The organism is Agromyces sp. Soil535, from assembly GCF_001428255.1.
Taxonomy (GTDB): domain Bacteria; phylum Actinomycetota; class Actinomycetes; order Actinomycetales; family Microbacteriaceae; genus Agromyces.
This window is the reverse complement of sequence record NZ_LMRW01000001.1, coordinates 58990-82939: the sequence shown is the minus strand read 5'-3', so window position 1 is coordinate 82939 and position 23950 is coordinate 58990. Positions and strand designations below refer to the sequence as shown.

General features: G+C 68.1%; 22 protein-coding genes. 13 read left to right on the top strand and 9 right to left on the bottom strand.

The genetic code is table 11. The annotated features are described in order from the left end of the window. The first annotated feature begins 73 nt into the window (after positions 1 to 73). The 9 genes from ASG80_RS00360 to ASG80_RS00325 all read left to right on the top strand — a co-directional run bounded on the left by ASG80_RS00360 (position 74) and on the right by ASG80_RS00325 (position 8394). On the top strand, positions 74 to 553 hold the full coding sequence (locus tag ASG80_RS00360) for a GNAT family N-acetyltransferase (RefSeq protein WP_056727365.1): 480 nt from the start codon (positions 74 to 76) through the stop codon (positions 551 to 553). A gap of 347 nt (positions 554 to 900) precedes the next feature. Continuing rightward, positions 901 to 1140, top strand: a complete 240-nt coding sequence (locus tag ASG80_RS00355; RefSeq protein WP_056727363.1) for a hypothetical protein — start codon at positions 901 to 903, stop codon at positions 1138 to 1140. After that, complete coding sequence (locus ASG80_RS23265; protein ID WP_156401578.1) at positions 1116 to 1283, top strand: hypothetical protein; 168 nt, start codon at positions 1116 to 1118, stop codon at positions 1281 to 1283. Before ASG80_RS00355 ends, ASG80_RS23265 begins: the two co-directional genes overlap by 25 nt. 76 nt (positions 1284 to 1359) lie before the next feature. Further along, the gene (locus tag ASG80_RS00350) at positions 1360 to 2367 is read left to right on the top strand and encodes a heparan-alpha-glucosaminide N-acetyltransferase domain-containing protein (protein WP_056727361.1); all 1008 of its coding nucleotides are present in this window, start codon (positions 1360 to 1362) and stop codon (positions 2365 to 2367) included. A 127-nt stretch (positions 2368 to 2494) separates the two neighbouring features. Next, entirely contained in the window at positions 2495 to 3793 is a 1299-nt protein-coding gene (locus ASG80_RS00345; RefSeq protein WP_162256574.1) for a sodium:proton antiporter, read from the top strand. 100 nt (positions 3794 to 3893) lie between these two features. Continuing rightward, a complete protein-coding gene (locus ASG80_RS00340) occupies positions 3894 to 4406 on the top strand; it encodes a hypothetical protein (RefSeq protein ID WP_056727357.1) in 513 nt (170 codons plus the stop codon). A 101-nt stretch (positions 4407 to 4507) separates the two neighbouring features. Then, the gene (locus ASG80_RS00335; protein WP_056727354.1) at positions 4508 to 4939 is read left to right on the top strand and encodes a DUF6153 family protein; all 432 of its coding nucleotides are present in this window, start codon (positions 4508 to 4510) and stop codon (positions 4937 to 4939) included. Between the two features lie 86 nt (positions 4940 to 5025). Then, positions 5026 to 5634, top strand: a complete 609-nt coding sequence (locus ASG80_RS00330) for a DUF305 domain-containing protein (protein WP_056727352.1) — start codon at positions 5026 to 5028, stop codon at positions 5632 to 5634. A 264-nt stretch (positions 5635 to 5898) separates the two neighbouring features. Then, entirely contained in the window at positions 5899 to 8394 is a 2496-nt protein-coding gene (locus ASG80_RS00325; RefSeq protein ID WP_056727351.1) for a cation-translocating P-type ATPase, read from the top strand. A 193-nt stretch (positions 8395 to 8587) separates the two neighbouring features. Here the strand turns inward: ASG80_RS00325 and ASG80_RS24060 are convergent, their stop codons facing one another. The 5 genes from ASG80_RS24060 to ASG80_RS00300 form a co-directional block, all read right to left on the bottom strand. Continuing rightward, positions 8588 to 10090, bottom strand: coding sequence for an ABC transporter ATP-binding protein (locus ASG80_RS24060; protein WP_200952451.1), 1503 nt, complete (start codon positions 10088 to 10090; stop codon positions 8588 to 8590). 92 nt (positions 10091 to 10182) lie between these two features. After that, the gene (locus tag ASG80_RS00315; protein WP_056727349.1) at positions 10183 to 12510 is read right to left on the bottom strand and encodes a cation-translocating P-type ATPase; all 2328 of its coding nucleotides are present in this window, start codon (positions 12508 to 12510) and stop codon (positions 10183 to 10185) included. Between the two features lie 2 nt (positions 12511 to 12512). Next, positions 12513 to 12848: a heavy-metal-associated domain-containing protein gene (locus ASG80_RS00310; RefSeq protein ID WP_056727346.1), complete on the bottom strand. Its 336-nt coding sequence runs from the start codon at positions 12846 to 12848 to the stop codon at positions 12513 to 12515. Positions 12849 to 12901: 53 nt separating this feature from the next. Then, a complete protein-coding gene (locus ASG80_RS00305; RefSeq protein WP_056727344.1) occupies positions 12902 to 13201 on the bottom strand; it encodes a metal-sensitive transcriptional regulator in 300 nt (99 codons plus the stop codon). Positions 13202 to 13391: 190 nt separating this feature from the next. Further along, on the bottom strand, positions 13392 to 13664 hold the full coding sequence (locus ASG80_RS00300) for an SHOCT domain-containing protein (RefSeq protein ID WP_056727342.1): 273 nt from the start codon (positions 13662 to 13664) through the stop codon (positions 13392 to 13394). Between the two features lie 211 nt (positions 13665 to 13875). On the opposite strand from ASG80_RS00300, the gene ASG80_RS00295 reads away from it, so the two are divergent. Continuing rightward, positions 13876 to 14121 (top strand): hypothetical protein, encoded by a 246-nt coding sequence (locus ASG80_RS00295; protein ID WP_056727339.1) that lies wholly within the window; start codon positions 13876 to 13878, stop codon positions 14119 to 14121. Positions 14122 to 14503: 382 nt separating this feature from the next. Here ASG80_RS00295 and ASG80_RS00285 read toward each other — a convergent pair whose 3' ends face one another. From ASG80_RS00285 to ASG80_RS00275, 3 genes are all read right to left on the bottom strand, one after another. Beyond that, entirely contained in the window at positions 14504 to 14932 is a 429-nt protein-coding gene (locus tag ASG80_RS00285) for an SRPBCC family protein (RefSeq protein WP_056727336.1), read from the bottom strand. Positions 14933 to 15070: 138 nt separating this feature from the next. Next, complete coding sequence (locus ASG80_RS00280) at positions 15071 to 16522, bottom strand: FAD-dependent monooxygenase (protein ID WP_056727335.1); 1452 nt, start codon at positions 16520 to 16522, stop codon at positions 15071 to 15073. Between the two features lie 56 nt (positions 16523 to 16578). Continuing rightward, positions 16579 to 17232, bottom strand: coding sequence for a TetR/AcrR family transcriptional regulator (locus ASG80_RS00275; protein ID WP_056727332.1), 654 nt, complete (start codon positions 17230 to 17232; stop codon positions 16579 to 16581). A gap of 279 nt (positions 17233 to 17511) precedes the next feature. Here ASG80_RS00275 and ASG80_RS00270 point away from each other — a divergent pair, with 279 nt between their 5' ends. Genes ASG80_RS00270 through ASG80_RS00260 form a run of 3 tightly spaced genes read left to right on the top strand, consistent with a single transcriptional unit; the run spans position 17512 to position 19839 of the window. Continuing rightward, entirely contained in the window at positions 17512 to 17907 is a 396-nt protein-coding gene (locus ASG80_RS00270) for a group 1 truncated hemoglobin (RefSeq protein ID WP_056727330.1), read from the top strand. 4 nt (positions 17908 to 17911) lie between these two features. Further along, positions 17912 to 19120: a globin domain-containing protein gene (locus tag ASG80_RS00265; protein WP_082589610.1), complete on the top strand. Its 1209-nt coding sequence runs from the start codon at positions 17912 to 17914 to the stop codon at positions 19118 to 19120. Between the two features lie 35 nt (positions 19121 to 19155). Then, positions 19156 to 19839 (top strand): DivIVA domain-containing protein, encoded by a 684-nt coding sequence (locus tag ASG80_RS00260; protein ID WP_056727328.1) that lies wholly within the window; start codon positions 19156 to 19158, stop codon positions 19837 to 19839. A 261-nt stretch (positions 19840 to 20100) separates the two neighbouring features. Here ASG80_RS00260 and ASG80_RS00255 read toward each other — a convergent pair whose 3' ends face one another. Then, positions 20101 to 23907 (bottom strand): discoidin domain-containing protein, encoded by a 3807-nt coding sequence (locus ASG80_RS00255; RefSeq protein ID WP_082589609.1) that lies wholly within the window; start codon positions 23905 to 23907, stop codon positions 20101 to 20103. Positions 23908 to 23950 lie beyond the last annotated feature (43 nt).

Here is a 23950-nt window from a genome sequence, read left to right as displayed (position 1 = left end):
GGGGTCCGTTTCCATTCGCTGTCGCGTTCAGCTGGCGGAAGGAGACGTGAACGCAGAGCGCTAGTGTGGCCGGATGTCCGTAACGCTGAGTCCAATGCCTGAATCTCGGATGCCGGATTGGTTGCGGCGGAGTGCTGACGAGTATGCGCGAGACCTCATCGCGATAGGTCGCCCCGAAGCGGACGCGCACAGGGCAGCAGCCGAGAGCATGGCCCAATCATTTCCGGACGGGCAGCCAGCCATCGGGCATGCCGTCTTCGACGTCTTGGAGGACGGACGCGCCGCCGGGTACCTGTGGATTGGACCGTCTGGCGCAGATGACCCTGGTGCGTGGTGGGTGTGGGACATCGTCATCGATGAGGACTGTCGGGGTCGAGGGCTCGGGCGCGCGGCCATGCTGCTCGGCGAGGAGTTCGCGCTGGCGAACGGCGCGCACACCATGGGGCTCAGCGTGTTCGCGTTCAACACCGGTGCCCGCCGTCTGTACGAATCGCTTGGCTTCGAGACGATCACTCTGAAGATGAGCAAGCCACTCGGAGCGCGCACGACCTGAGTTCGTCGGGGACCAAACGACGTCATCGCGTCCATGGCCCACGGCAGACGCGATCTCACGAAAGAACGCGAGAGCGGCATGGGGGGCCGGGTCGGCAATCCTCATCGGCCTCTACGTGCTCGGCAACTCGGCCGAGGAGCTGGGACCGTTCGCCTTCGTGCAGTACCTTCGCCGTTCACGTACACGAACCTGTCGAGGGCCATGGTTCCCGGGGTGGAGGCTCACTGGCTGTCAATGGCGGGCATGGTCGTGATCGGCGTCGCGGCGATCGCCGCGTCGGCCTGGTCCTTCGAACGACGCGACATCGCCTCCGCATACGGCGCGACGTCGCGCTCTCGGCCTCGCTCATGATCCCGCTGATCGCCGGTTACGTGGTCTCCCAGGCGACGAAGTGGACGGCAGACTTCACCGCCGGCCGGGTCGGGATGCTCCTCACGGCCCCAGTCTCATGGGCACGAGTGCTCCTGACGCGCATCTCGATCACCGTGCTCGGCACAGCCGTCATCGCCGCGGCATCCATCGCCACCATGACGATCGGGGCGTCCATCGTGCAACGGTTCCGATGCTCGACTGGCCGGAGTGGGTGAACCGTCTTTCGGTGTTCCACGCGTTCGGCAACCCCTACATCGAGTGGCCGACGTTCGCGGAATCGACCGTGATCGTCGCGCTCGCGGGCCCCGGCCTGCTCCTGGCCTTCATCCTGACCGCCCGAAGCCGGAAGGTGCCGTGACCGCGTCTCGGCCTGAGGAACATGCGCCGCGCCGCGGCGCATCGGGTGGCGCACGCCTGCGAGTACCGTTGGCCATATGCGGCCCGCGGCGCGAGGCGAGCCGGTCGACGCGAATGAGGGACCCCAAGGCGATCGGCCTCTGGAACCGGCCCGGAATCTCGCGATCGACCGGTTCCGGGGCCTGCTCGTCATCCTGATGGTGGGTGGCGACTACCTGATCGGCGTGCACGTCGTACCCGCGTTCCTCAAGCACGCGCCCGACATCGGATTCACCGTTGCCGACGCGGTCGCCCCGGCGTTCGTCTTCGTCGTCGGCTTGAATTACGGGCCTTCCTTCGCGGGGCGGATGCCGGGGGGCGCCGTCCGCGCCTACGGGCACTTCATGCTGCGGTATCTCGCCCTGATCGGGATCGGCGCCGTCATCGCGGCCGGGGCGACGACCGTGGCCGGTGCGCCGACCGACTGGGGCGTGCTGCAGGCGATCGGCGTGGCGGGTCTCTTGTGCCTGCCGTTCATCCGCCTTCCCAGCTGGGCGCGCTTCGTCATCGGGTTGCTGATCCTCGTCGCCTACCAGGCGCTGCTCGACTCGTCGATGCTCGCCGTGGTGCTCGACTCCTCCCATGGCGGGCTCTTCGGCGCCGTCTCCTGGGCTGCGCTCCTCGTGCTCTCCACAGCGGTGGCCGACGTGTGGCGCACGGGACTCCGGCAGTACGCGGTCTGTTGCGCCGCGCTCGTGGCCGCGGCGGTGATCGCCGCCGTACTCGTGCCGGTGAGCAAGAATCGTGTCTCGCTCAGCTATATCCTGATCTCCCTGGCGATCAGCGCCATTGTCTTCCTGGCCTTCGATCTCGTCGCTCACGTCATCGCGAACCGCGCGGGATTCTTCTGCTGGTGGGGCGAGAACCCCCTCGCGCTCTACCTGCTGCACCTCGTGATCCTCGGACTCGTCACGCTCCCCGATGTCCCGTGGTGGTACGCCGGGGCTCCGGCCGGGCTCGCCGCCCTCCAGCTGGCCGTGATCCTCGGGTCGCTTTCGGTGATCGCGTGGTGGATGCACCGGAGGCGGGTGACGATCCGCCTGTGAGGAGCGGGCAGCAGACACGAGGCTCACTCGGAGGGGGCCGGAAGGCCCTCACCCCGCTTCGTCGCATTCGTACGATTGCCGTGGGCCGCCTATGGCGGGAAAGCGCACGATCGAGAGCAGGGTCCGCATGGTGGCGGCGACGACGGTTCTGGCGATCATCATCATCTGGAGCGTGTTCTCCCGGCCGCTCGACCACCGCGGGATCACCTCGGCCCTGTTCCTCACCGCCGCGGGCTTCGTGGTCGGCACGTCGGCGCTCGGCTGGCTCGACATCTCCGTGGAGTCCGCCGTGGTCGAGCGGATCGCCGAGGTCGCGCTCGTCCTGCTCCTGTTCAGCGACGCCACTCGACTGGATCTCCGCTCGCTCCGTCGCGAGCTCGGGTGGCCGAGCCGCCTGCTGCTGATCGGGTTGCCGCTCACGATGCTCGCCGGGGTCGGGGCCGGGGCACTCGTCTTCCCCGGCATGGCGCTTGCATCCGTGGCCCTGCTCGCCACGATGCTGGCGTCGACGGATGCGGCGCTCGGCCAGAAGGTCGTCACCGACACCGCCGTGCCGGCCCGCGTGCGGCAGGCGCTCGACGTGGAGAGCGGGCTCAACGACGGACTAGCCGTGCCCTTCTTCCTCGTCGCACTGGAGATCGCCAACGCCGAGCTCGAGACCCTCCCCGCTTGGGCCGTCGTCGGCAACATGACCGTCCAGATCGGCTGGGGGCTCACCGGCGGACTCGTCGCGGGCATCCTGGGCGGACTGCTGTTCCGCGTCGCAGATCACCGCGGGTGGATCGGCCACGAATGGCGACAGGTCGTGCCGCTGGCGGTGGCGCTGGTGGCCTACACGATCGCGCTCGCGCTCGGGGGGAGTGGCTTCATCGCCGCCTTCGTCGGCGGCATCGCGTTCGGGCGATTCTCGGGCGCACGCGGGTCGATCGTGACCCTGCTCACCGAGGAGGCGGGAGGCTTCCTCGCGGCGGTGACGTGGATCGGCTTCGCCGCGTTGGCGCTCACGCTGGTCATGCCCTACATCACCTGGCAGGTGCTCGTCTATGCCGCGCTGAGCCTGACGCTGGTGCGCATGATTCCAGTCGCGATCGCCTTCGCCGGCCAGGGCGTGAAGCGTCCGACGGTGGCGTTCATCGGATGGTTCGGCCCGCGCGGGCTCGCCTCCCTCGTGTTCGCGCTGCTCGCGCTCGAACGCGGCGTGCCCGACAGCGAGGTCGTGCTCACGACCGTGATCGTCACCGTCGCGCTCAGCGTCATCCTCCATGGCCTCACGTCGGTTCCGCTGGTCGCCGTCTACCACCGCTGGTACGCGGCCCACTCGGCCGAGCATCCGGCGGCGGAGGAGGCGGTGCCTGCCACGATGTCCCGTCCGCGACGGCGACTCGCCGATCCGGTCCGGCCTGATCGCGGCGGAGAGTCGGCCTGAAGGCGACCCACACGGCGTGGCCCGGCCGTAGCGGAGCCGTCTGGAGATCCGCGCGGGTCTCTGGGAGACTCGCACCTATCCGGAGCGAGGTGGTGGGCCCGTGACGACGAACGAGTGGGTGGCGGTCTTCGTCGCCATCGTGAGTGCGATTGCCACGGTGGTGGGTGGCGCCGTTCGTTCGAGCCGCGCCTCGCAGCTTCGCAAGGCGATCTCCGACGATCTGGCCATCGTGAAGTCACTTCCACGCGATGGAGGCGCGAGACCCGCCTTGGAGGCGGGGATCAAGCGCCAATCCGCTGAGCTCGCCGCGCTCGTGCTCCATCCGATGCGGGCGTCGGTGCTCGCCTTCGCATTCCTCGCCTTCGTCTTGTGGGGCGTGGTCCTGATCGTGTATCTCACCGAAGGATGGCGCCCGTTGGCGTTCGCGGAAGGAGTCGGCCGCGGTCTGACCAACTGGGCGTACGTGGTGGGCGGCCTGGCCACGTTTGCGCTTTTCCTCCGCGGAATCAGGCGCATCGCCGTGGAACGGAAGCTCGAGCGCGCCCGGATACTCGAGGCGGGGGACTCCGAGTCCACGCGAGCGGGTCCGCCGGCGCGGTCGGACGCGGCGTAGTTCGAGAGCACACGGCACCTCGGAGAGCCGATGACGTCGTGATGACAAGCACGCCCAAGACGCAGGGGTCATCCGCTACCGTGATCTGAGGAGGGAGCGCGATGATCTTCGTACTGCGTGCACGACGCAATGTTGCGTGGCTGCGACTCCTTCTTGCGCTCACCGCGGTCCCGGCGATCCTTGCCGGGTTGCTCGCCATGCACGTGCTCTCCGGTGGGGGAGACGAAAGCACTTCGGCCGGCCATCACGCGGTGGCCCTCACCCAGCCCGCTGGCGCGGGCGCCATGACGGCAGGGACCGACCACCACGAGGCAGCCGCAGTCTGCGGTCCCGATTGCGAGCGCGAGCACCAGGTGAGCGCGGTTGCCTGCGTACTCGCGCTCCTCGTCGCGGCGTTCGCGCTCGCGATCGGCACTGGCTGGTTCCGTATCGGGTGGCTCCTTCGGCCTGTCCGCTACCTCTCGGTCACCACCCGCTCCCCTGCTGATCCCTCCCCACCTTCTCTCCTGGCTCTCTCGATCAGTCGTACGTGATCCGTGTGCGCCGCCAGGCGCGCTCGCATCCTTCGCTCACCCTTGCGGTGCGTGACCCGTAACGACTGACTGGAAGAGAACCACCCATGAATTTGCGTACCACCGCACTGCCCGCAATCGGCCTGATCACTGCCCTGCTGCTCGCCGGTTGCGCCGGCACCCAGGACGACGACACGACGGGCGATATGCCCGGGATGAGCAGCGGCTCTCCCTCTTCCCCGGATGACGCCGAGAGCTCGGCCGAGTTCAACGACGCTGACGTGGCGTTCGCGATGAACATGATCATGCACCACCAGCAGGCCATCGAGATGTCGGACATGGTGCTCGAGAAGGATGGCGTCGACCCGGAGGTCGTCGCGCTCGCACAGGACATCAAGGACGCCCAGCAACCCGAGATCGACATGATGAGCGGGTGGCTCGACGACTGGGGGCACCCCTTCTCCGGCATGGAGGGCATGGATCACAGCGGCATGATGATGTCAGGCGACGACATGGCCGAGCTTCAGGCCTCTTCCGCAGCGGACGCGGGTCGCCTGTTCCTCGAGCAGATGATCGAGCACCACCAAGGTGCGATCGACATGGCCGAGGAGCAGATCACCGACGGTCAGAACCCCGACGCGATCGCTCTCGCGGAGAACATCGTCGAAGACCAGACCGCTGAGATCGCCCTGATGCAGGAGCTTCTGGCCAGCTGACGGGTCGGCCAGCGGGCACGCGGGATCGAACGCGTGCCGAGCGGATGGGGGCCATACACCGTCGCCCCTTCGGAGGCCCCCGTCCGCGCCCGACCGTCTGTCGGTGCCCGCCGGCCCGCCTGATGCTCTGGTCTCGCGAGTTCAACGCACGGAAGATGGGTACCGCACCCGATCACTGTCACCACTCGGCGCACATCCAGGCACCAGAAGCACGCATACGAACGCCGGCGCGTGGTCGGCGAGAGACGAAGGGATGTTGTAGCGATGAGTGGAACCCAAACCGTGGTGTTGGAGATCTCGGGAGTCCAGTGGGCCTCCTCGAAGTCCGTCGCCGAAACCACCCTCCGCCGCAGACCGGGGGTCATCGACGTCGAGGCGAACCCGGTGTCGCAGACGGCGAACGTGCGCTACGACCCGCAATCCACGAGCGTCCACGAGCTGCGGAGGTGGGTGGAGGATTGCGGGTTCCACTGCAGCGGGCAGTCGGTGCCCGGCCACATCTGCGACCCGATGGATGAACCGGCGCCCCGCCCATCCGATACCGCGACCGATGCAGCCCCGGCCGGGCACACCGCGCACACGGTGGATGCAACGCACACGGCGCACGACGCGGCATCCGGACACGTGATGTCACCTGCCGAGAGCGCCCCCCACCTGGCACACGGTGAAGCGGCGCCGCCTCGGACACCGCAGGAGGTGATGGGCCACGGCGGGCACCACGTCGGCGCGAGCATGGACGACATGATCCGCGACATGCGGAACCGGTTCCTCGTCGCGGCGATACTCTCCGTGCCGATCGTGCTGTGGTCGCCGATCGGACGAGAAGTCCTCGGGTTCACGGCGCCGGCGCCGTTCGGACTTCGCGACGACGTGTTCTCGCTGATCCTGTCGCTGCCCGTGATCTTCTATTCCGCGTGGATCTTCTTCGACGGCGCCTACCGTGCGCTCCGAGCCCGCACGCTGGACATGATGGTGCTCGTCGCGGTCGGTGTCGGAGCGGGATGGCTCTACAGCCTCGCGATCACGCTCACCGGCGGTGGTGAGGTCTTCTACGAGGCCGCCACGGTGCTCGCGGCGTTCGTGCTCCTCGGGCACTGGGTCGAGATGCGCGCCCGGGGCGGTGCGAACGATGCGATCCGCACACTATTGGAGCTCGCCCCGCCGCGCGCGGTCGTGATCCGCGACGGAGAACCGGTCGAGGTCGCCACGTCGGAAGTCGTTCCGAGTGACCTCATGCTGGTGCGGCCGGGGGCGAAGGTTCCCACCGACGGTGTCGTCGAAGACGGCGACTCCGAGGTGGATGAGTCGATGGTGACCGGGGAGAGCCTCCCGGTCGTCAAGGCACCCGGATCCGACGTCGTCGGCGCCACCGTGAACACCACGGGGACGCTTCGCGTTCGCGCGACCAAGGTCGGCGCCGACACCGCGCTCGCGCAGATCGTCGCCTTGGTGCAAGAGGCGCAGAACTCCAAAGCGCCCGGGCAGCGCCTGGCCGACCGAGCGGCGTTCTGGCTCGTCCTCGTCGCATTGATCGGCGGAACTCTCACGCTCGTAGTGTGGCTCCTGCTCGGCGCCACGTTCCAGGCGGCACTCCTGTTCGCCATCACCGTGGTGGTGATCACCTGTCCCGACGCGCTGGGGCTCGCGACCCCGACCGCGATCATGGTCGGCACTGGCTTGGGTGCCAAGCGCGGCGTGCTGTTCAAGAACGCGACGGCTATCGAGTCGGGGGCCGGCATCGACACGGTCGTGCTCGACAAGACCGGGACCCTCACCAAGGGCGAGCCCGAAGTGACCGACTACATCCCGATCGACTACGACGGGCTCGAACTCCTCGCGTTGGCCGCGGCCGCCGAACGCGAGTCGGAGCATCCGCTTGCCAAAGCGGTCGTCGCGTACGCCGACCAGCAGGGAGCCCGTCGCGTCAGTGCCGGGTCGTTCCGCAACATCACCGGCCAAGGCGCGGTCTCCACTGTGGACGGGCACCGAGTGCTCCTCGGCAACACCCGACTCATGGATGCCGAGGGGGTCGACAGCAGCAGCGTCGCCGAGGAGCAGCGGGCGCTCGCGAGCACGGGACGCACCGCGATCATCGTCGCCGTCGACGGCGTGGCCGCGGGAATCATCGCGCTGGCGGACGCACCTCGCGACACGGCGACGGCTGCCATCAGTTCGCTGCACGACATGGGTGTCGAAGTGGTCATGCTGACGGGTGACAACGAGCCGACCGCCCGGAGAATCGGCCAGCACCTCGGCATCGACACGATCATCGCGGAGGTGCTGCCCGAGGACAAGTCCGCCAAGATCGCCGAGTTGCAGCAGGCCGGCAAGAAGGTCGCCATGGTCGGAGACGGCGTGAACGACGCGCCCGCGCTGGCGAAGGCGGATCTCGGCATCGCCATCGGCGCCGGCACGGATGTCGCCATCGAGACCGCCGACGTGGTGCTGATGCGTTCGGACCCGTTGGATGTTCCGATCGCCCTGCGGATCGGCAAGGGCACGGTGCGCAAGATGCGCCAGAACCTGGGCTGGGCGATCGGATACAACGCCGTCGCACTCCCGATCGCTGCCGGGGTGTTCTATTCGGCGTTCGGACTCATGCTGAGCCCGGAGATCGCAGCGATCTCCATGTCGGGATCGAGCGTGATCGTCGCGGTCAACGCGCTCCTGCTCAAGCGCCTCCGCCTCCCGCGGCCCCAGGCGGGCACAGGATCAGGCTCGGCGCGAACCGCCCCCGCGCCCGTCGTGGCGCCGGGTTAGGCGTTGCACCATCGAGGTGCGACGCCGAACCCATCACGTCTGGACGGACGGCGCCGGGCCTCGCTCCGCCATCCGGAGATGCCTGGCAGTCCGCGCCCGTCTGCGTGCAGGGCCGGTTCGTGTGGCGAAGACGAGAGTGACCACGAGCGCAAGGCCCACCGCCCACGCGGAGCCGATGAGCAGGCCGCGGACCTCATCGAACCCGTCGCTGAGCCCCGCGTCCATCAGGACCCGGTACGGCCCGTATCCCGGGAGGAGCACGGCGAGTTCCGGGGGCTCGATGCGGAGCATCGGGCTCTGGGTGATCCCGAGGCGACCGCCGACCGGCGCGGGTCGCACGAGCGAGCAGCAAGCTGCTTCCCAGCAACGCCGCGCCCACCCACACGAGCGCGACACCGAGGTCGCCGAGCCCCCCTCCGTGCCCGGAGGGAAGGTCGACCATCCAGAGCGTCACGAAATGGGTGGGCATCCACCTGGTGATCTCCACACGGTCGGGCGACGTGAGTGCGGGGCCGAAGAAGACGTCCAAGATCCAGATCAGCAGGATCACGACGGTGCCGTTGACCGGGTCCCGGACCGCGGCGCCGACCGCGGCACCGATTCCCACATAGATCGCCGCGAACATCAGGGTGCCCGCCGCCACCCGGAACGGGTCGTCCACATCGGTCCGCAGAAACAGCGTCGCCAGGGCGGCAGCCGAGACCAGCACCGCGACGAGCAGACCGGTCGTCATGCGGGCGACGACCAGAACCGATGTCGGGAGGCCGGCGATCGCGAGGCGTCGATCGGCCGAGTGGGCCTGCCGGGTCTGGAAGTACATCGCCAGCGCCGCGAGGAACGCCGCCGCCCAACCCGTCGTGGCGGTCTCCACCGCGGCTCCCGTGCCGCCGAGGAGCTTGGCCGCGTCCGCCATCGGCTCCGCTGCAACCCACACGAACACGACCGGTATCAGCACCAGCACCAGCAGATTGACCGGATTGCGGCCGTACTCGATGAGGAAGCGTCGGGTGAGGACTGCGACGGCACCCATCACTTCACCGTCGCCTTCCCGTCGGGGCTCGATCCGGTCGAAGCGGTGTTCGTCGGCGATGAAGTGGCTGATCACGAGGACTGAACGCCCGGCCTCGCGGCGATGCTGAACGAGATCCCAGAACCGGAGGTACGTGTCCCAGTCGAAGCCGGCATACGGTTCGTCGAGGAGCAGCACCGCCGGATCCGCAAGCATGGCGAGGGCGAGATTCAGCTTCGCGAGCGTGCCACCTGAGAGTCGGTCGACTCGTGTATCCGCGTAGCGCTTGAAATCGAGGTCCTCGTACAGCCGCTCCTGCTCCCGGAGCCGTTCCTCGCGCGTCAGCTCGTATGCCTCACCGAACAGCTCGAAGTGCTCGTTGCAGGTCAGGCGATCGAACACCACGGGCTGCTGGGGACAGTACCCCAACGATCCGTGGACGTCGACCTCGCCGGAGTCAGCAGGCAGGGATCCGACGAGGATCTGCATGAACGTCGACTTACCCGAGCCATTCTCTCCGACGAGCCCGACGATCTCTCCGCGATGGAGGGTCAAGCCAGCCTGGTCGAGCACAGGGTTGCGCTTGCGGAACGGCCAGATGCCCTGTCGGTAGGTCTTGGAGACCCCGCTCGCCTCGAGCACCAGGCCGCCCGCGACCACGGCGGCGGGTTCGCTGTCCAGCGTCATCCCGAACAACCCCTTCCCTGATCTCCCAGGAGCCTCCCACCGACCCCCACGTCCGGCGGTGACCTTGGTTCCAGCCGGTTCCAACCCGACGCTCAACGCCTCCCGCGGGTGCGCGCGCCTGACGCGAGCGCTTCACGTTGGCCCCTCTCGCCGGTCGAGCGGGGCGCATCCGCGTCCACCGTCGATCGGGTCTCGGCTGCGCGGAACCTGCGGAGTCGCAGGCTGTTGGTCACGACGAACACCGAGGAGAACGCCATGGCGGCGCCGGCGAGGATCGGATTCAGCAGGCCGAGCATTGCGATCGGGATCACGGCCGTGTTGTAGGCGAAGGCCCAGAACAGGTTGCCCCTGATCGTGCGAAGGGTGCGTCGGGAGAGTTCGATCGCGTCGCCGACGACGAGCAGGTCCCCACTCATCACGGTGAGGTCGCTCGCCGCGATGGCGGCATCCGTGCCCGCGCCCATGGCGATGCCCAGATCGGCTGCGGCGAGCGCCGCGGCATCGTTGACTCCGTCGCCGACCATGGCCACGGTCCGACCGCCGGCCTGCAGTCCACGGATGATCTCCAGCTTCCCGGCGGGGGTCACCCCCGCGTGGATCGTGTCGATGCCGACGGCGGATGCCACCGCGCGAGCGGCACCGTCGTTGTCACCGGTGAGGAGCACCGGAGTGAGTCCCAGCCGTCGGAATCGAGCGACCGCCTCGCCGCTCGTGGGCTTGATGGCGTCGCCGACCACGAACGCCGCGCGAACCGCGCCGTCCGCCGCCAGCACGATGACGGTCCGCCCGGCGTCCTCGGCGGCTGCGATGCCTTCGGTGAGCGACGCGGGAACCGCGACGGCCCATTCCCGCTCGATCCACGCCTGCCGGCCCACAGTGACCAATCGGCCATGGGCCGTGGCCGTCACGCCGAGTCCGTGGCTGGATGCGAAGCTCTCGACCGCGAACGGCTCGATTCCACGATCGCGCGCGGCCGTCACGATGGCACGGCCGATCGGATGCTCCGAGCCGTCCTCGGCGGCAGCGGCGAGCGCGAGCATCTCATCGGGGTCCTCCCCCGTGGCGGTCAGGACGTCGAGCAGTTCCATCCGGCCACTCGTGACCGTGCCGGTCTTGTCGAGCACGATCGTGTCGATCCGGCGGGTCGACTCGAGGATCTGCGGACCGCGGATGATGATGCCGAGCTGGGAACCGCGGCCGGTGCCGACGAGCAGTGCCGTCGGGGTCGCGAGGCCGAGAGCGCAGGGGCAGGCGATGATGAGGGTCGCCACGGCGGCGGTGAACGCCGCCTCGACCGAACCGTTGACGATGAGCCATCCGATGAGGGTCAGGATCGCGAGCACGATGACGACCGGAACGAAGACGGCCGACACGCGGTCGGCGAGGCGCTGTACTTCGGCCTTGCCGTTCTGGGCGTCTTCGACGAGGCGGCCGAGCCGGGCGAGCTCGGTGTCGGCGCCCACCCGGGTCACCTCGACGACGAGGCGCCCACCGGCGTTGACGGTCGAGCCGATCACGCGGGATCCGGCAGTGATCTCCACGGGCACGGACTCACCCGTGATCATGCTCATGTCCACGGCGGATGCTCCATCGATGACGAGTCCGTCGGTGGCGATCTTCTCGCCGGGACGGACGACGAACACGTCGCCCGGCGTCAACTGCGCGACCGGAACACGGACCTCGACACCGTCACGGAGGACACTCGCATCCTTGGCGCCGAGCTCGAGCAGGGCCCGCAGTGCGGCTCCAGACTCCCGCTTCGTGCGGGCCTCGATGTAGCGGCCGCCGAGGATGAACACCGTGACCGCGGAGGCGACCTCCAGGTAGATCTCGCTCGCGCCGGCTTCCGGGTCGGCGAAGAAGCTGAACGTCATCTGCATGCCCGGCTCGCCGGCGGTGCCGAAGAAGAGGGCATACAGGGACCATGCGAATGCGGCGAGGACGCCCACGCTGACCAGCGTGTCCATGGTTGCGGCGCCGTGGCGGGCGTTCACCCACGCCGCGCGGTGGAACGGCCATCCGCCCCACACCACGACAGGCGCGGCGAGGGCGAGGGCGAGCCACTGCCAGTTCGTGAACTGCAGCGCAGGAATCATCGACAGGAGCACGACCGGGACGGTGAGCACCGCCGAGATGATGAACCGGGTCCGCAGGGCCGCGAGCTCATCCGGAGTCGACGAGAGCCCCTCCGCGGCCTCCGCCAGCGGCGGCGGCGGAACCGCAGCGGAGTATCCGGCCGACTCGACCACGGCGATGAGTTCCTCGGCGCTGACGCCATCCGTCGCGAGCACCCGCGCCTTCTCCGTCGCGTAATTCACGGTGGCCTCGACGCCCTCGAGCTTGTTCAACTTGCGCTCCACGCGCACCGCGCACGAGGCGCAGGTCATGCCACCGATATCGAGCTCGACCTCTGCGGCCATCGTCACAGCTCCACGAGGGCGTATCCGGCCTCGTCGATCGTGGCCCGAACCGCATCCGTGTCGAGCGGGACCGCACTTGCAACCGTCACCGAGGAGACGCCACCGGCGTTCAGCTGCACGCTCACCGACTCGACGCCGTCGAGCGCCGAGAGCTCCTCGGTGACGCTCGAGACGCAGTGCCCGCAGGTCATACCCGACACGGCGAGGTCGGTCGTGACCAGGCTCTCCGAGGCGGGAGCCGCGTCATCCGTCGCCTGCGAGTGGTCGTGACCGCAGGCGCAGCCGCTCCCGTTTCTGTCGGTGAGGCCGAGGTCGTTGATCGTGTGCATGGTGGACATACCTACTCCTCTTTATTCGACGTGTCGGCGGTTGCCTGTGTCGACGTTGCGGTTCAGGAACGGACGAGTCGAGCGATGGCCGCTGACGCCTCTTGAATCTTCTGGTCGGCGACCGGACCGCCTTCTCGTGTCGCCTCCGCGACGCAGTGGCCGAGGTGGTCCTCGAGCAGCAGCAGCGCAACGGACTCCAGCGCCTTCGTCGTTGCCGAGACCTGCGTGAGGATGTCGATGCAGTAGTCGTCCTCCTCGACCATGCGCTGGATGCCGCGGACCTGGCCCTCGGCGCGGCGCAGCCGCTTGATCAGGTCATCCTTGCGGTCGACGTAGCCGTGCGTCGTCGTCGGGTTGTCCATCGGATCCTCCTCGCGCCGGCGCCATACCACCTGGGGGTATCCACAGGTTACCCCTACGGGGTATCGCGGTCAAGTGCGCGAGCGGCCCTGTCTCGGCGGGTCCGACGGTACTGCAACCCCGGACGCGCTCGAAGTCAGGCGCCAGCTCGGAGACTCGCTCACGACCGGTGAGCGAATGCACCGGTCTTGGCTACTGCTGACGGGTGTCGTTCAGGGTCGTGATGAGCTCGCGGAACTCGTCGGCCGTGATCTCGCCCCGCGCGAGTCGTTCCTCGAGGATGCGCCGAGCCGAGTCCTCATGCGGCTGGCCCGGTGCGGTCGTGCTGGTGCCCGGGCGGGCTGAGGCTCCGGTCGAGCGTACGAGCAACACGATCAGGACGATGACCCCACCGACGATCAACAGCGTGAACAGCAGGCCTGGGATCCACATCCACCAGGCGCCGAAGCCGTAGTCCCACATCATCAGCGGCACCTTCCTCGCGCATGAACTCGGCGGCGTCCGCCGAACGCTTCAGTGAACCACCCCGGAGTCAGGTGCGGCGGGGACTTTCGACCTCCTGTGGAACCGATCCGAGCCGGCGCGAACTCACTCCCGCCCCCGCGTCATGATCGCGTCATCCCCGCGTCTCTTTGGTGGAGCACGGGATGTCGTGCAGGCGAAGGAGGGAGTTACTGTGCGTGAGGTGTGGATGAGGGTGGTCGCCCTTGCAGCGATCGGGGCTGCGGGCCTGCTCGGATACGCCGTTGCGCGGCTGATCCTCGCAGCGGCGCTCTCCGTGGAGTTCGCGAAGCGATCGGAGGTCGCGAGCTGGGCGGACCCGTACCGCGGCACTGAACCCATCGGATTCGTCGGCGCGCTGATCGCGGCGTTCATCGTCGCCTCGGTCGTCGCACTCCGGGCGAGCCGGGCGGACCGTTAGGCGACGGATGCTGCTGAACCTGCAGATCTGGCGACGGGCCGGCAACGTGCGTCGTGGTGACCAACCCGGTCAGTACACGGACGACGGTGCGTACGCCGAGTACCAGCGATGGGTCGCGGCCGGACGGCCGGAGCTTCCCCCTCTGCCCTCGACCACGCCCCTGGGTGCGGGACGCTTGAGCAGCGCTGACGCCAAGGAACCGCTCTCGTGGCGCACCCGGGTGATGCCCACGGACTACTCCGTCGGGACCTATGGCGGACTGGGGAGCCTGCCCGTGCCCGCACGGTCCGAGGAATCGGATCCGTGAACGCGGGAACACCCAACCTGGTGGAGCCGCATCCGGACGGCGTCTCCAACGGCAGCGAGCCTACGAGCGGCGCCATCAGCCATCGGGCTCGGACTCTATGAGGCGCCTGATCGTGTCCGCACTCCGCTGCACGAGCGGGGCGAGCTTCTCCGCCATTGACTGGTCCGCGCCGGGGAGCTCAACGTGCATCGTCAGCCGAGTGCGATTCCGATCCTCGACGGTGAAGGTGGCGCGGCCGCTCATCTCGGTCTGCCCATCGCGGATCTTCGCGCCCATCGCGCGCAGAGGATCGAATTCCACGATCTCCATGGTGCCCTCGATCGGAGTGCCGAAGCGTGTGGTTCGCCTTCTAATGACAGTGCCGACCCCGATCGGACCGCTCGTCACCTGCTCGAGCGACATGTCCGGATCCCAGCGGGGATGATTCTGCACCTGGTGCACCGCATAGAAATCCCAGACGATCGCAACTGAGCGCTCGATGATTGTCGTGGCTTCGACGTCCATGGCGAAGGCCTCCTCCGACGCGGCGATTCTACGCTCGCCGCGGCACGCTTGCGCAGGCCATGAGTGAGGCGGCACCGAGAAGTGCACTCGCCGCACGGCCATCGCATGCGAGTTGCAGTGCCTCACCAAGGAACGCGGTCACGGCTTGCCGAACCAGAGGGTGAGCGCCTCGTCGAGGCCGTTCGGGGCGGTGCCCTCCCACGCGACGTAGCAGTCCGGCCGCAGCAGCAGCGCCGTGTCGAGTCCCGGGGCGGCGATCAGGTCCACTTGGTCCGCCCAGGGGCCGGCGTCCAGTTCACCGGTGGGGTCGAGCAGCAGCGGACGCCCGGTCCGCGTGAGCTCCGACAGGCCCGGCACGTCGGGCGCCCACCGGCCGACGTGCGGCCCGGTCGCCGTCCCCATGTCGTAGACGATGTCCGCGCCCGCGATGAGCGCGGCGATGTGCCGCCGGCTCTGCGCGTTGTCGAGCATCTCGCCGAAGAGCTGCCGAAGGGCGGTGATCTCCCCGCCCGGGCCGGTCAGCACCGTCTGGGCCTGGGTGTGCATGGTGACCCGCTCACCCACCGGCCGCCGCTCGGTCCCGTATGTGTCGAGCAGTCCCTCCGGCGCAGAGCCTCGCTGCACTGCGGCGAGTTTCCAGCCGAGGTTGATCGCGTCCTGCAGGCCGAGGTTGAGGCCGGATCCGCCGATCGCCGAGTGGACGTGCGCGGCGTCGCCGACCAGCAGGACGCGCCCGTCACGGTAGCGCGACGCCAGCCGGGTGTTGCCGCCCTCCAGCCGACGCAGGAGGTGCGGGCCGGCACCGGTGGGCGGCCCGAGCGGCACGTCCGCGCCGAGGACCCGCTTCGCGGCGGCCCGAAGCTCGTCGAGCGTCATCTCGCCCTCGCCGGGCTGGTCGTGCTCGCTGACGCTGATCAGCGGGTCCCGTCCGGGGAGCGGCGCCCACACGAAGATGCCTCGCTCGGTGCGGGTGTGCAGGAACGGTGGGACGAGCCCGAAACCGGACACGGTCAGGCCGCTCGGCGAGACCATGGCCGCGGGGACACTGACGTGCGCGGAGCGCGAGACCGACCGGTCCGTGGTGATCCCTGGGAAGTCGATCCCGGCGAGCTTGCGGACCACGCTGTGGCCGCCATCCGCGCCGATCAGGAACGCCGCCTCGATCGCGTCCATGCCGGTGGCCTCGACCGTCACCGACGTGTCGTCCTGGGTGAAGCCGAGCACCTCGTGCCCGCGTCGGATCTCGACGCCCAACTCCGCCGCCCGCTCGGCCAGCATCTGCTCGATCCGGCGCTGCGGCACCATCAATGTGTAGAGCGGGTTGTCCGGCAGGTCGTGCAGATCCAGCGGGAACGCGCCGAAGACGAATCCGGGTACAGGCTCCGGCGCCGCGGCACTGCCGGTAAGGCGCCCGTACAGGCCGCGCCGGTCGAGCATCCGCACGACCTGGCCGACCAGGCCGTTGGCCCGCTGCTCGACGGTGGGCTCGCGAAGCTGCTCGAGGACGAGCGGCCGGACACCCGCGAGGGCCAGCTCGCAAGCGAGCATGAGGCCGTTCGGTCCGGCGCCGGCGATGACGACATCAATCATGGTCAAACCCCTTTCGAGGGTACGGTTCATCGGCCCCGCCTGCGGCGGGCTGGTATTCACTGGGCTGGTCGTGGGTTGGGCTGGTCTCTGCCACTCAGAGGGCTAGGGGTGGGCAGGCCCGCGGCGAGCTGGGTGAGCGCGTCGGTGAGCAACCGGTCCATCGGCACCGGCGGGTCGGCGCGCAGGTAGTGGGCCGTGGCGACGTTCGTAGCGGCCATCAGGGCGGCCGCCACAAGATGCGGATAGAGGTCCGCTGTCAGGTTTGTGCGTGTGCGCTCGGCTACGGCCTCCGCGACCTCCGCCTGTGCGCGCGCACTCGCGCGCAGCATCTCGCCCTGCAGCGACGGCTCGGCGACCATGACCCGCACTCCGGCCGTCCACTGGACGGGGTCGCTCACCGGGTGGGCGAGCATCTCGGGCCCGGGCTCGAGCTGGGCAAGTGCCGCCCGGCGGATCGCCTCCCAGAACGGCTCCTCCGCGGGCCGACAGCGCAGCTCGTCGGCGACGCGCAGGAGGCGGTCGAGATGACGGGACACGATCGCCTCGCCCTTGCTGGAGAAGTAGTTGTTGAACGTACGGGGCGAGACCCCGGCCGCCTCAGCGATGTCCTCCACCTTGACGTTGTCGAGTCCGCGCTCGACGGTGAGCCGAATCGCAGCCCAGCTCAGCGCCGCACGTGTCGCGGCCTTCTTGCGTTCGCGGAGCCCCATGCCCACCACGTTAGCCGAAGTTGCGCGCCACGCAAAGATGCGCGGGGCGTAATTTTCGACTCATCCGCGAACTCACCCTCCAACGTCGAAACGACCCATGCCTCCCGATCCGACCACGCCTTCGAACGGTCCGCCCTCTCGTCGATGACGGTCGAACGACGCGGCCCTCGGCGTGCCTGGGGCCGTCGGCGGGCACCTTGCCTGTGGAATTCGATTCTGCTCAGAGGTTCGATTCTGCTAAGAAGGTAAACCCGTGCCGTGCCAGCGATTGGATGAAACGTGACGAATCAACCCGACCTCGAAGAGCGCAGTGACTACGCGGCCGTGGGCGGCGGACCGGCGATCGCCGCAGTGGTGGACCGGTTCTACGTGCTGGTGCTCGCCGACGACCGGCTCCGCGGGTTCTTCGACGGGGTCGAGATGGTCCGGCTCAAGCGTCACCAGGTGGCGCTGGTGTCGCAGGTCATGGGCGGGCCTGTCAGCTACGCTGGGCGCGACCTGCGTGAGGCGCACGAGGGAATGAGCATCTCACCGGAGGATTTCGTCTCAGTGGCCGAGCACCTGGTGACAGCGCTGACGGATGCCGGGGTCGAGCCCGCCATCATCGACCGGGTGGTGGCCACGATCGCCGGCACGGAGGCTGACATCGTCGAGACCCGCCCGGCGGCCGGTTGAGGCGGTGGACACCGCCGCACTGAAGGAGACGTGGGCGCTGGCCGAAGGCCTCGGGGACGAGGTGCCCCTGTTCTTCTACTCGCACCTCTTCCTGTCCCACCCCGACTTGCGGAGCTTGTTCCCGGTCTCGATGGCCACACAGCGGGATCGGCTCGTCGGTGCGCTCGGCCGAATCGTGTCGGGCGTGGATCAACTCGACGACGTGGCCGAGTTCATCCAGCAGCTGGGCCGCGACCACCGGCGCTTCGAGGTCATCGCCGCGCACTACAGCGCGGTCGGCGCATCACTGCTCGCCACGCTGAAGCACTTCCTGGGCGAGCGGTGGACGGATGAGGTTGCGGCGGACTGGGCCGGGGCCTACGGGCTGATCGCCACGGTCATGGTCGAGGCGGCCGAAGCGTCCGAACGGACCAGCCCGGCATCGTGGGCGGGTCACGTGACCGCGGTGGAGCGGCGGGGCTTGGACATCGCGGTCATCCAGGTTCGCCCCGAGCCCGAGCTGTCGTTCGTGCCGGGCCAGTCGGTGGCGGTGGAGGTACCCTCCCGGCCGCGGTTGTGGCGCTATCTCAGCCCGGCCAACGCACCCCGTTCCGACGGCACCATCGAGTTCCACGTCCAGATGGTCCCCGGTGGTCAGGTCAGCAGCACCATCGTTCGCTCCCTCGAGGTCGGCGAAACCGTCCGCCTCGGCGCCCCCGTGGGTCAGGAGCTGACCCTGGACCAGCTCGAGCGCGAGCGCGACCTGGTCATGGTCGCCGGCGGCACCGGCCTAGCTCCGCTGCGAGCCCACCTGGAGCGGATCGACCAGGACTGGCAGTCGACCGGGAAGGCGCCTCAGGTGCATCTGTTCCACGGGGCGCGGCTTCCGGGGAGCCTCTACGAGAACCGGCTGTTCCAGAACCTGGCTGGGCGGCCATGGTTCACCTACACACCGGTCGTCTCGGATGACCCCAGCTACCCCGGCCGGCAAGGCCTGGTCGGCGATGTCGCCGCCGACAGCGGTGCGTTGCGTGGACGTCTCGCGCTGGTGTGCGGATCGCCCGAGATGGTGCGGCACACGGTTTCCCGCCTCCGTGCCGGAGGGATCGCGCAGACGGACGTCCGCTTCGAGCAGTTCGCGACCCTCGACGACGACAGTCATGCCATGCACCGCCACACCCATGATCCGCAGCCGTCTCGGCTGCCTCAGAGCGAAGAGGGGGACCACGCATGACGCAGAACGGGACCGGCCCCGATAGCCTTGCTGCCATGTCCGGCACCGAGCTCGAGCAAGCCCTGGCCGCCGCGGTGAGCCACCTGCCGGACGCCCACCCCGTGGCCTTCACCATGAAGATGAGGGGCGGCGCGTACGACCGACTCGAAGTCGACACGTTCATGGCCCACCTCGCGCAGGCGACCGCCGAGGCCCGGGCAGCCATGGCCAGCGCCCAACAGGAGCTCGCTGCACTGCGGGCCGAGAACGCCGAGCTTCGCGCGTCCGGCGCGGACACCAAGCTTCGCGCGTCCGGCGCGGACACCGAGGAGGAGATCACGGCCGGAGCGGTCGGGTTGCTCGCCCAGGCGCAACTGATCGCCGACAAGGCGGTTGCAGACGCCGAGCAGTATGCCCGCGACCTGGTGATCACCGCTCGCAACCAATACCGGGAGATCCTGGAACGTGCCGAGAGCAGCGCCGGCCAGGCGACCGCGACGCTCGCCACGCACCACAGTCCAGCCGTCCCGGAAATCGAGTACGTACGCACCTACGCCCAGGTCGCACAGATCCAGTTGCGCTCGGTCCTCGAGGCACTCACCGAGCAGGTCGACCGCCTCGGCAGCCTGCCCCATGCCGCACTCGAACCCGTCGCGCAGCCGGACTCCGACGACGGCCCCGCGGGCGAACCCGACTGGGAGCCTTCACCCTCGGGGCCGCCCACCACCCAGCCGCGCTGACGGGCTGCGAGTCCGAGGCGACATCGTGATGACGCGCGGCGAGGAGACCCGTAACGAGGTGCTGCGCACCTTGACCGCGCCTGCCCCGACCCGCTCCCCGCGCCCCGAGAAGGAACACTGCATTGCCCGGTTCGAGCATGCCTCCGACATCGGACATCGTTTGCGTTTCCCGCCCGTCCGGCGAGCAACGTGGACCGGCCCGACCTGACTCCGAGCCCGAGTCAGCAACGCCGACCAGGGCCCGGAGGTCAGTGTGCGTGGTCAGTCGTAGACGTTGAACTCTGTGATCGACCACCAGTTGCCGGCACTGCCGGTGTTGACGACCTTGACGTAGCGGGCCGTCTGCGTGGGGAAGGATGCCACCTGGGTCGGTTGGCCGTCCCCCACGATGGACGCGACGTTCGTCCAGTCGGCTCCGTCTGAGGACACGTAGACATCGGCGCTTCGCGCGTAGTCGTCCGCGTTTGGGCCGGAGTCGAGCTCGACCCTGTTGAAGGTCTGCGCCTCGCCGATGTCGACCTGGATCCACATGCCGGCGTACTGGCTCGTCCCGGAGCTGTATCGAGAGACCGAATCGCCATCCAGGATGTTGACCAGCGCATCGTTGGGCCACGGACTCTCATCCGACGCCGTGGCCGACCAACCGTCCCGGGCCAGCGGATCATCCAGATCAGGGTCGTAGTAGACATTGAACTCTGTGACGGACCACCAGTTGCCGGCGTTGCCGGTGTTGACGACCTTGATGTAGCGGGCGGTCTGCGTGGGGAAGGATGCCACCTGAGTCGGTTGGCCGGCCCCTGCGATCGAGGCGACCTTCGTCCAGCTGCTTCCGTCGGAGGACACATAGACGTCTGCGCTTCGCGCGTAGTCATCGGTGCTGCTTCCGGGGTCCAGCTCGACCTTGTTGAAGGTCTGGGCCTGTCCCATGTCGATCTGGATCGACATGCCGTCGTAGAGGCTCGTCCCGGAGCTGTACCGGGAGCTGGTGTCGCCATCGAGGATGTGCACGAGCGCATCGTTGGGCCACGGACTCTCATCCGACGCCGTGGCTGACCAGCCATCCCGGGCCAGCGGAGCGTCCGGGTCCGGTTCGGGATCCGGCTCCGTGTTGTGGTACACGCCGAATTCTGCTATCGACCACCAGTTGCCGGCGCTGCGCGTGTTGACGACCTTGATGTACCTGGCGGTCTGCTCAGGGAACGATGCCAGCTGGACCGGTTGACCGCTCGCCAGCACGGAGGTGACCTTCGTCCAGTCCTCGCCGTCCGAAGACACGTAGACGTCTGCGCTGCGGGCGGTGTCGCCGAAGCTGCTGCCGGAGTTGAGGACGACCCGGTTGAAGGTCTGCGACCGGCCCATGTCCACCTGGAGCCACATTCCGTCGTACTGGCCCGTTCCCGAGGCGTACCTGGTGTCGACATCGTCGTCCAGCACGTGCTCCACCACGTCGGCGGGCCACGCACTCACGTCCGACGCGGTTGCCGTCCAACCATCCCGGTCCAGCGGCGTCCCCAGACCCGAGAGGGTGAAGGGAGCTCCACCTGCGGCCTCGCCGCCGGCGCCGTTCACGGACACCTGGTAACTCCCCGAGGGGAGTCCATCCGGAACGTTGACGATGATCCTCGTGTCCGACCAGCTCTCGATCCTTGCCTGGACCGATCCGAAGAAGACCGTGCCCCAGCCCTGGGTCTCCCCGAAGTGAGAACCCGTGATCGTGAGCCGGTAGCCGGGGAGGCCGCGTTGGGGTGCCACGGCACCGAATGTGGGCGCCGGGGAGCTCGACGGGCCCTGGGTGGTGAACATCGCCGACGTTCCGCTGGGCAGGGTGTAGGTGTACGAGCCGTCCGCAGAGACGCGGAAGCTCTGCTCGCTGCCGCTTCCGTTGTAGACGACGGCGACCTTCGCCCCGTCCGGGCTGGTCCAGTCCTTCAGCTGGAGGTTCTTGGACACCGTGGTCGGGGCCTGGATCGAGCCGGTCCCGCTCTCGGACCCGTACACGCTGACCTCACCTACCGACCAGTGGAAGTGGAACGAGTCATCGGTGCTGACGATGCGGACGTACCGCGCCGTTTGGGGTGCGAACGAGATCGAAACGCTGCCGAGGTGCCCGGTGCCGCGGGCGACCGCGGTGCCCCAGTCGACACCGTCGTCGGATACGTACACCTGGTAGTTTGCGATGGCTTCGAAGGCGTCGTCTGCGGCGTTGTCGAGGACGATCTTGCTGATGTTCCTCGAACCGCCGAGGTCGACCTGGAACCAGTCGCCGTTCTTCGCCCGGAGTCCGGTGCGCCATTTCGTGTCGACGTCGCCGTCGATCGCCTTCGCTGCCGAGTGTCCTGCGGAGCTCGTGGACGTCTCGACGGTCCATCCGGTCCGGTCGAGCTCACCTCCCGGGGTCGTGAATGAGGCACCGACGGGAAGGGAGTACGAGAGCAGGTCCTCACCGGTCCTGATGGTGTTCTGGATGGGAAGCAGGTCCGGATCGTACGTGATTGTCACCGACTCCTGGCCATTGGCGACATGTCCCCGTGACTTGGACGTCCCGAAGACGAAGTCGTGCGTGGGATCCGTGACATTGGCCGCTGCGGGGGTCTTGCCCTCCTGCGAGGGCCCGGAATAGGTGAGCGTCACCGCATCCCCAGCGCCCAAGGTGTAGTCGAACGACTGCGTTCCGTCGGCAACGCTGAACGTCTCGGCGGCGTCCGCATCGTTGTAGGCGACCAAGACCTTCGATCCATCGGGGTTCTGGAACGCGACATTCTCGATGCTGCCGGCGCCGAAGCTGTTCGAGTAGATCCGGTGGGCGCCGGGCTTGACGAACCTGCTGACATGCGCGAGTGCGTGGTATTCGGGGTTGTACGTCACGGACCCGTTCGCCGGATCGACGACCACCACTCCGCGGTTGAGGGGGATGCCGTTGGTGTCGCTGTTGAGCGGACGACCCTCGGGGTCGAGGGCGATGTTCCACAGCATCACGCCGTTCCCCCAGTTGCGCGTGCTGCCGATCATCCATGTGTTGAGTGCATCGTGGAACGCGACCTGCGTGTTGGCCTGGTAGGTACCGCCCGTGGCTTCAGTGAGGTAGTTCTTCTTGCTCGGGTAGTCGTTGTGCGCCACCGTCTGGTAGATCGGGCTGCCGCTGTAGATGTGCCAGCCCGCTCCGACGGCGTAGTCGGCGGTGGCGGGGTCGTCGTAGATCGTCTCCGGGTACGACGGCACATCCCAGTTGTGGTCCCACGTCAGGATCTTCGTGGACAGGTCGTTGGTGGCGAATGCGTCGCCCATGTCCTTGATCAACGTGACCTGCTGCGACGGCGTCAGCTCCATGCCGGGCCATGTGGGAGCAGCCAGGGGCTCGTTCTGCGGGGTGACGTAGTCGATGGGCACACCGGCCTCTCCGTAGGCTTGGATGAACTTCACGAAGTACTCGGCCAGCGCTGGCGAGTACTCATCCTTGAGCGTTCCGCCGATCATGTTGTCGGAGGTCTTCATCCAGCCGGGCGGGCTCCACGGGGTGGCGGTGAGTTTGAGCGACGGATTGAGCGCCAGTGCTTCCTTCAGCTGCGGGATGATGTACGGCTCGTCATGCGCGATCGAGAAGTTCGACAGTGTCGGGTCGGTCTGTCCCGGCGGCATGTCGTTGTAGGAGTAGTTCCCGGTCGCCGTGAAGTCCGTAGCACCCATCGGCACCCGAACCATGCTGAGACCGATCCCGTCCGCAGGATCGAACAGGTTCTTCATCAGGGCGTCACGTTCGTCAGCCGGCAACTCATTGATGAGCCAGGCCGACGAGTCGGTCAACGCAGCCCCGAAGCCCGTGATCTCCTGGTACTTGACGCTGTCGTCGACCTTGAGCGCCAGCGGGTTCGACGTCTGCTTCGTCTCGAACGCGACGTCGTCCTGCTGCTCGACCCACTTCTCGCTCGAGACGTCCGTCAGCCACACCTGTACGGGGCTTCCAGTGTTCGACGGCGGCGCTGCCTGTGCGGGTGGTAGCGCGACGGGTAGCGCCGCGAGGCTGACACCCAGGGCGGTCACGAGAAGTGACCTACCTCTCAACTTGGCCATGCTTCATTCCTCCGAAGGAACTCGTTTTGTCAGAAATCGTGCT

Coding starts and splice junctions, on each gene's coding strand:
- ASG80_RS00360 (WP_056727365.1), top strand. CDS start 74: ATGTCCGTAACGCTGAGTCCAATGCCTGAATCTCGGATGCCGGATTGG.
- ASG80_RS00315 (WP_056727349.1), bottom strand. CDS start 12,510: ATGGCCGCAGAGGTCGAGCTCGATATCGGTGGCATGACCTGCGCCTCG.
- ASG80_RS00335 (WP_056727354.1), top strand. CDS start 4,508: ATGATCTTCGTACTGCGTGCACGACGCAATGTTGCGTGGCTGCGACTC.
- ASG80_RS00305 (WP_056727344.1), bottom strand. CDS start 13,201: ATGGACAACCCGACGACGACGCACGGCTACGTCGACCGCAAGGATGAC.
- ASG80_RS00255 (WP_082589609.1), bottom strand. CDS start 23,907: ATGGCCAAGTTGAGAGGTAGGTCACTTCTCGTGACCGCCCTGGGTGTC.
- ASG80_RS00330 (WP_056727352.1), top strand. CDS start 5,026: ATGAATTTGCGTACCACCGCACTGCCCGCAATCGGCCTGATCACTGCC.
- ASG80_RS00280 (WP_056727335.1), bottom strand. CDS start 16,522: ATGATTGATGTCGTCATCGCCGGCGCCGGACCGAACGGCCTCATGCTC.
- ASG80_RS00355 (WP_056727363.1), top strand. CDS start 901: ATGATCCCGCTGATCGCCGGTTACGTGGTCTCCCAGGCGACGAAGTGG.
- ASG80_RS00260 (WP_056727328.1), top strand. CDS start 19,156: ATGTCCGGCACCGAGCTCGAGCAAGCCCTGGCCGCCGCGGTGAGCCAC.
- ASG80_RS00275 (WP_056727332.1), bottom strand. CDS start 17,232: ATGGGGCTCCGCGAACGCAAGAAGGCCGCGACACGTGCGGCGCTGAGC.
- ASG80_RS00310 (WP_056727346.1), bottom strand. CDS start 12,848: ATGTCCACCATGCACACGATCAACGACCTCGGCCTCACCGACAGAAAC.
- ASG80_RS00345 (WP_162256574.1), top strand. CDS start 2,495: ATGGTGGCGGCGACGACGGTTCTGGCGATCATCATCATCTGGAGCGTG.
- ASG80_RS23265 (WP_156401578.1), top strand. CDS start 1,116: ATGCTCGACTGGCCGGAGTGGGTGAACCGTCTTTCGGTGTTCCACGCG.
- ASG80_RS00300 (WP_056727342.1), bottom strand. CDS start 13,664: ATGATGTGGGACTACGGCTTCGGCGCCTGGTGGATGTGGATCCCAGGC.
- ASG80_RS00325 (WP_056727351.1), top strand. CDS start 5,899: ATGAGTGGAACCCAAACCGTGGTGTTGGAGATCTCGGGAGTCCAGTGG.
- ASG80_RS00285 (WP_056727336.1), bottom strand. CDS start 14,932: ATGGACGTCGAAGCCACGACAATCATCGAGCGCTCAGTTGCGATCGTC.
- ASG80_RS00350 (WP_056727361.1), top strand. CDS start 1,360: ATGCGGCCCGCGGCGCGAGGCGAGCCGGTCGACGCGAATGAGGGACCC.
- ASG80_RS24060 (WP_200952451.1), bottom strand. CDS start 10,090: ATGACGCTGGACAGCGAACCCGCCGCCGTGGTCGCGGGCGGCCTGGTG.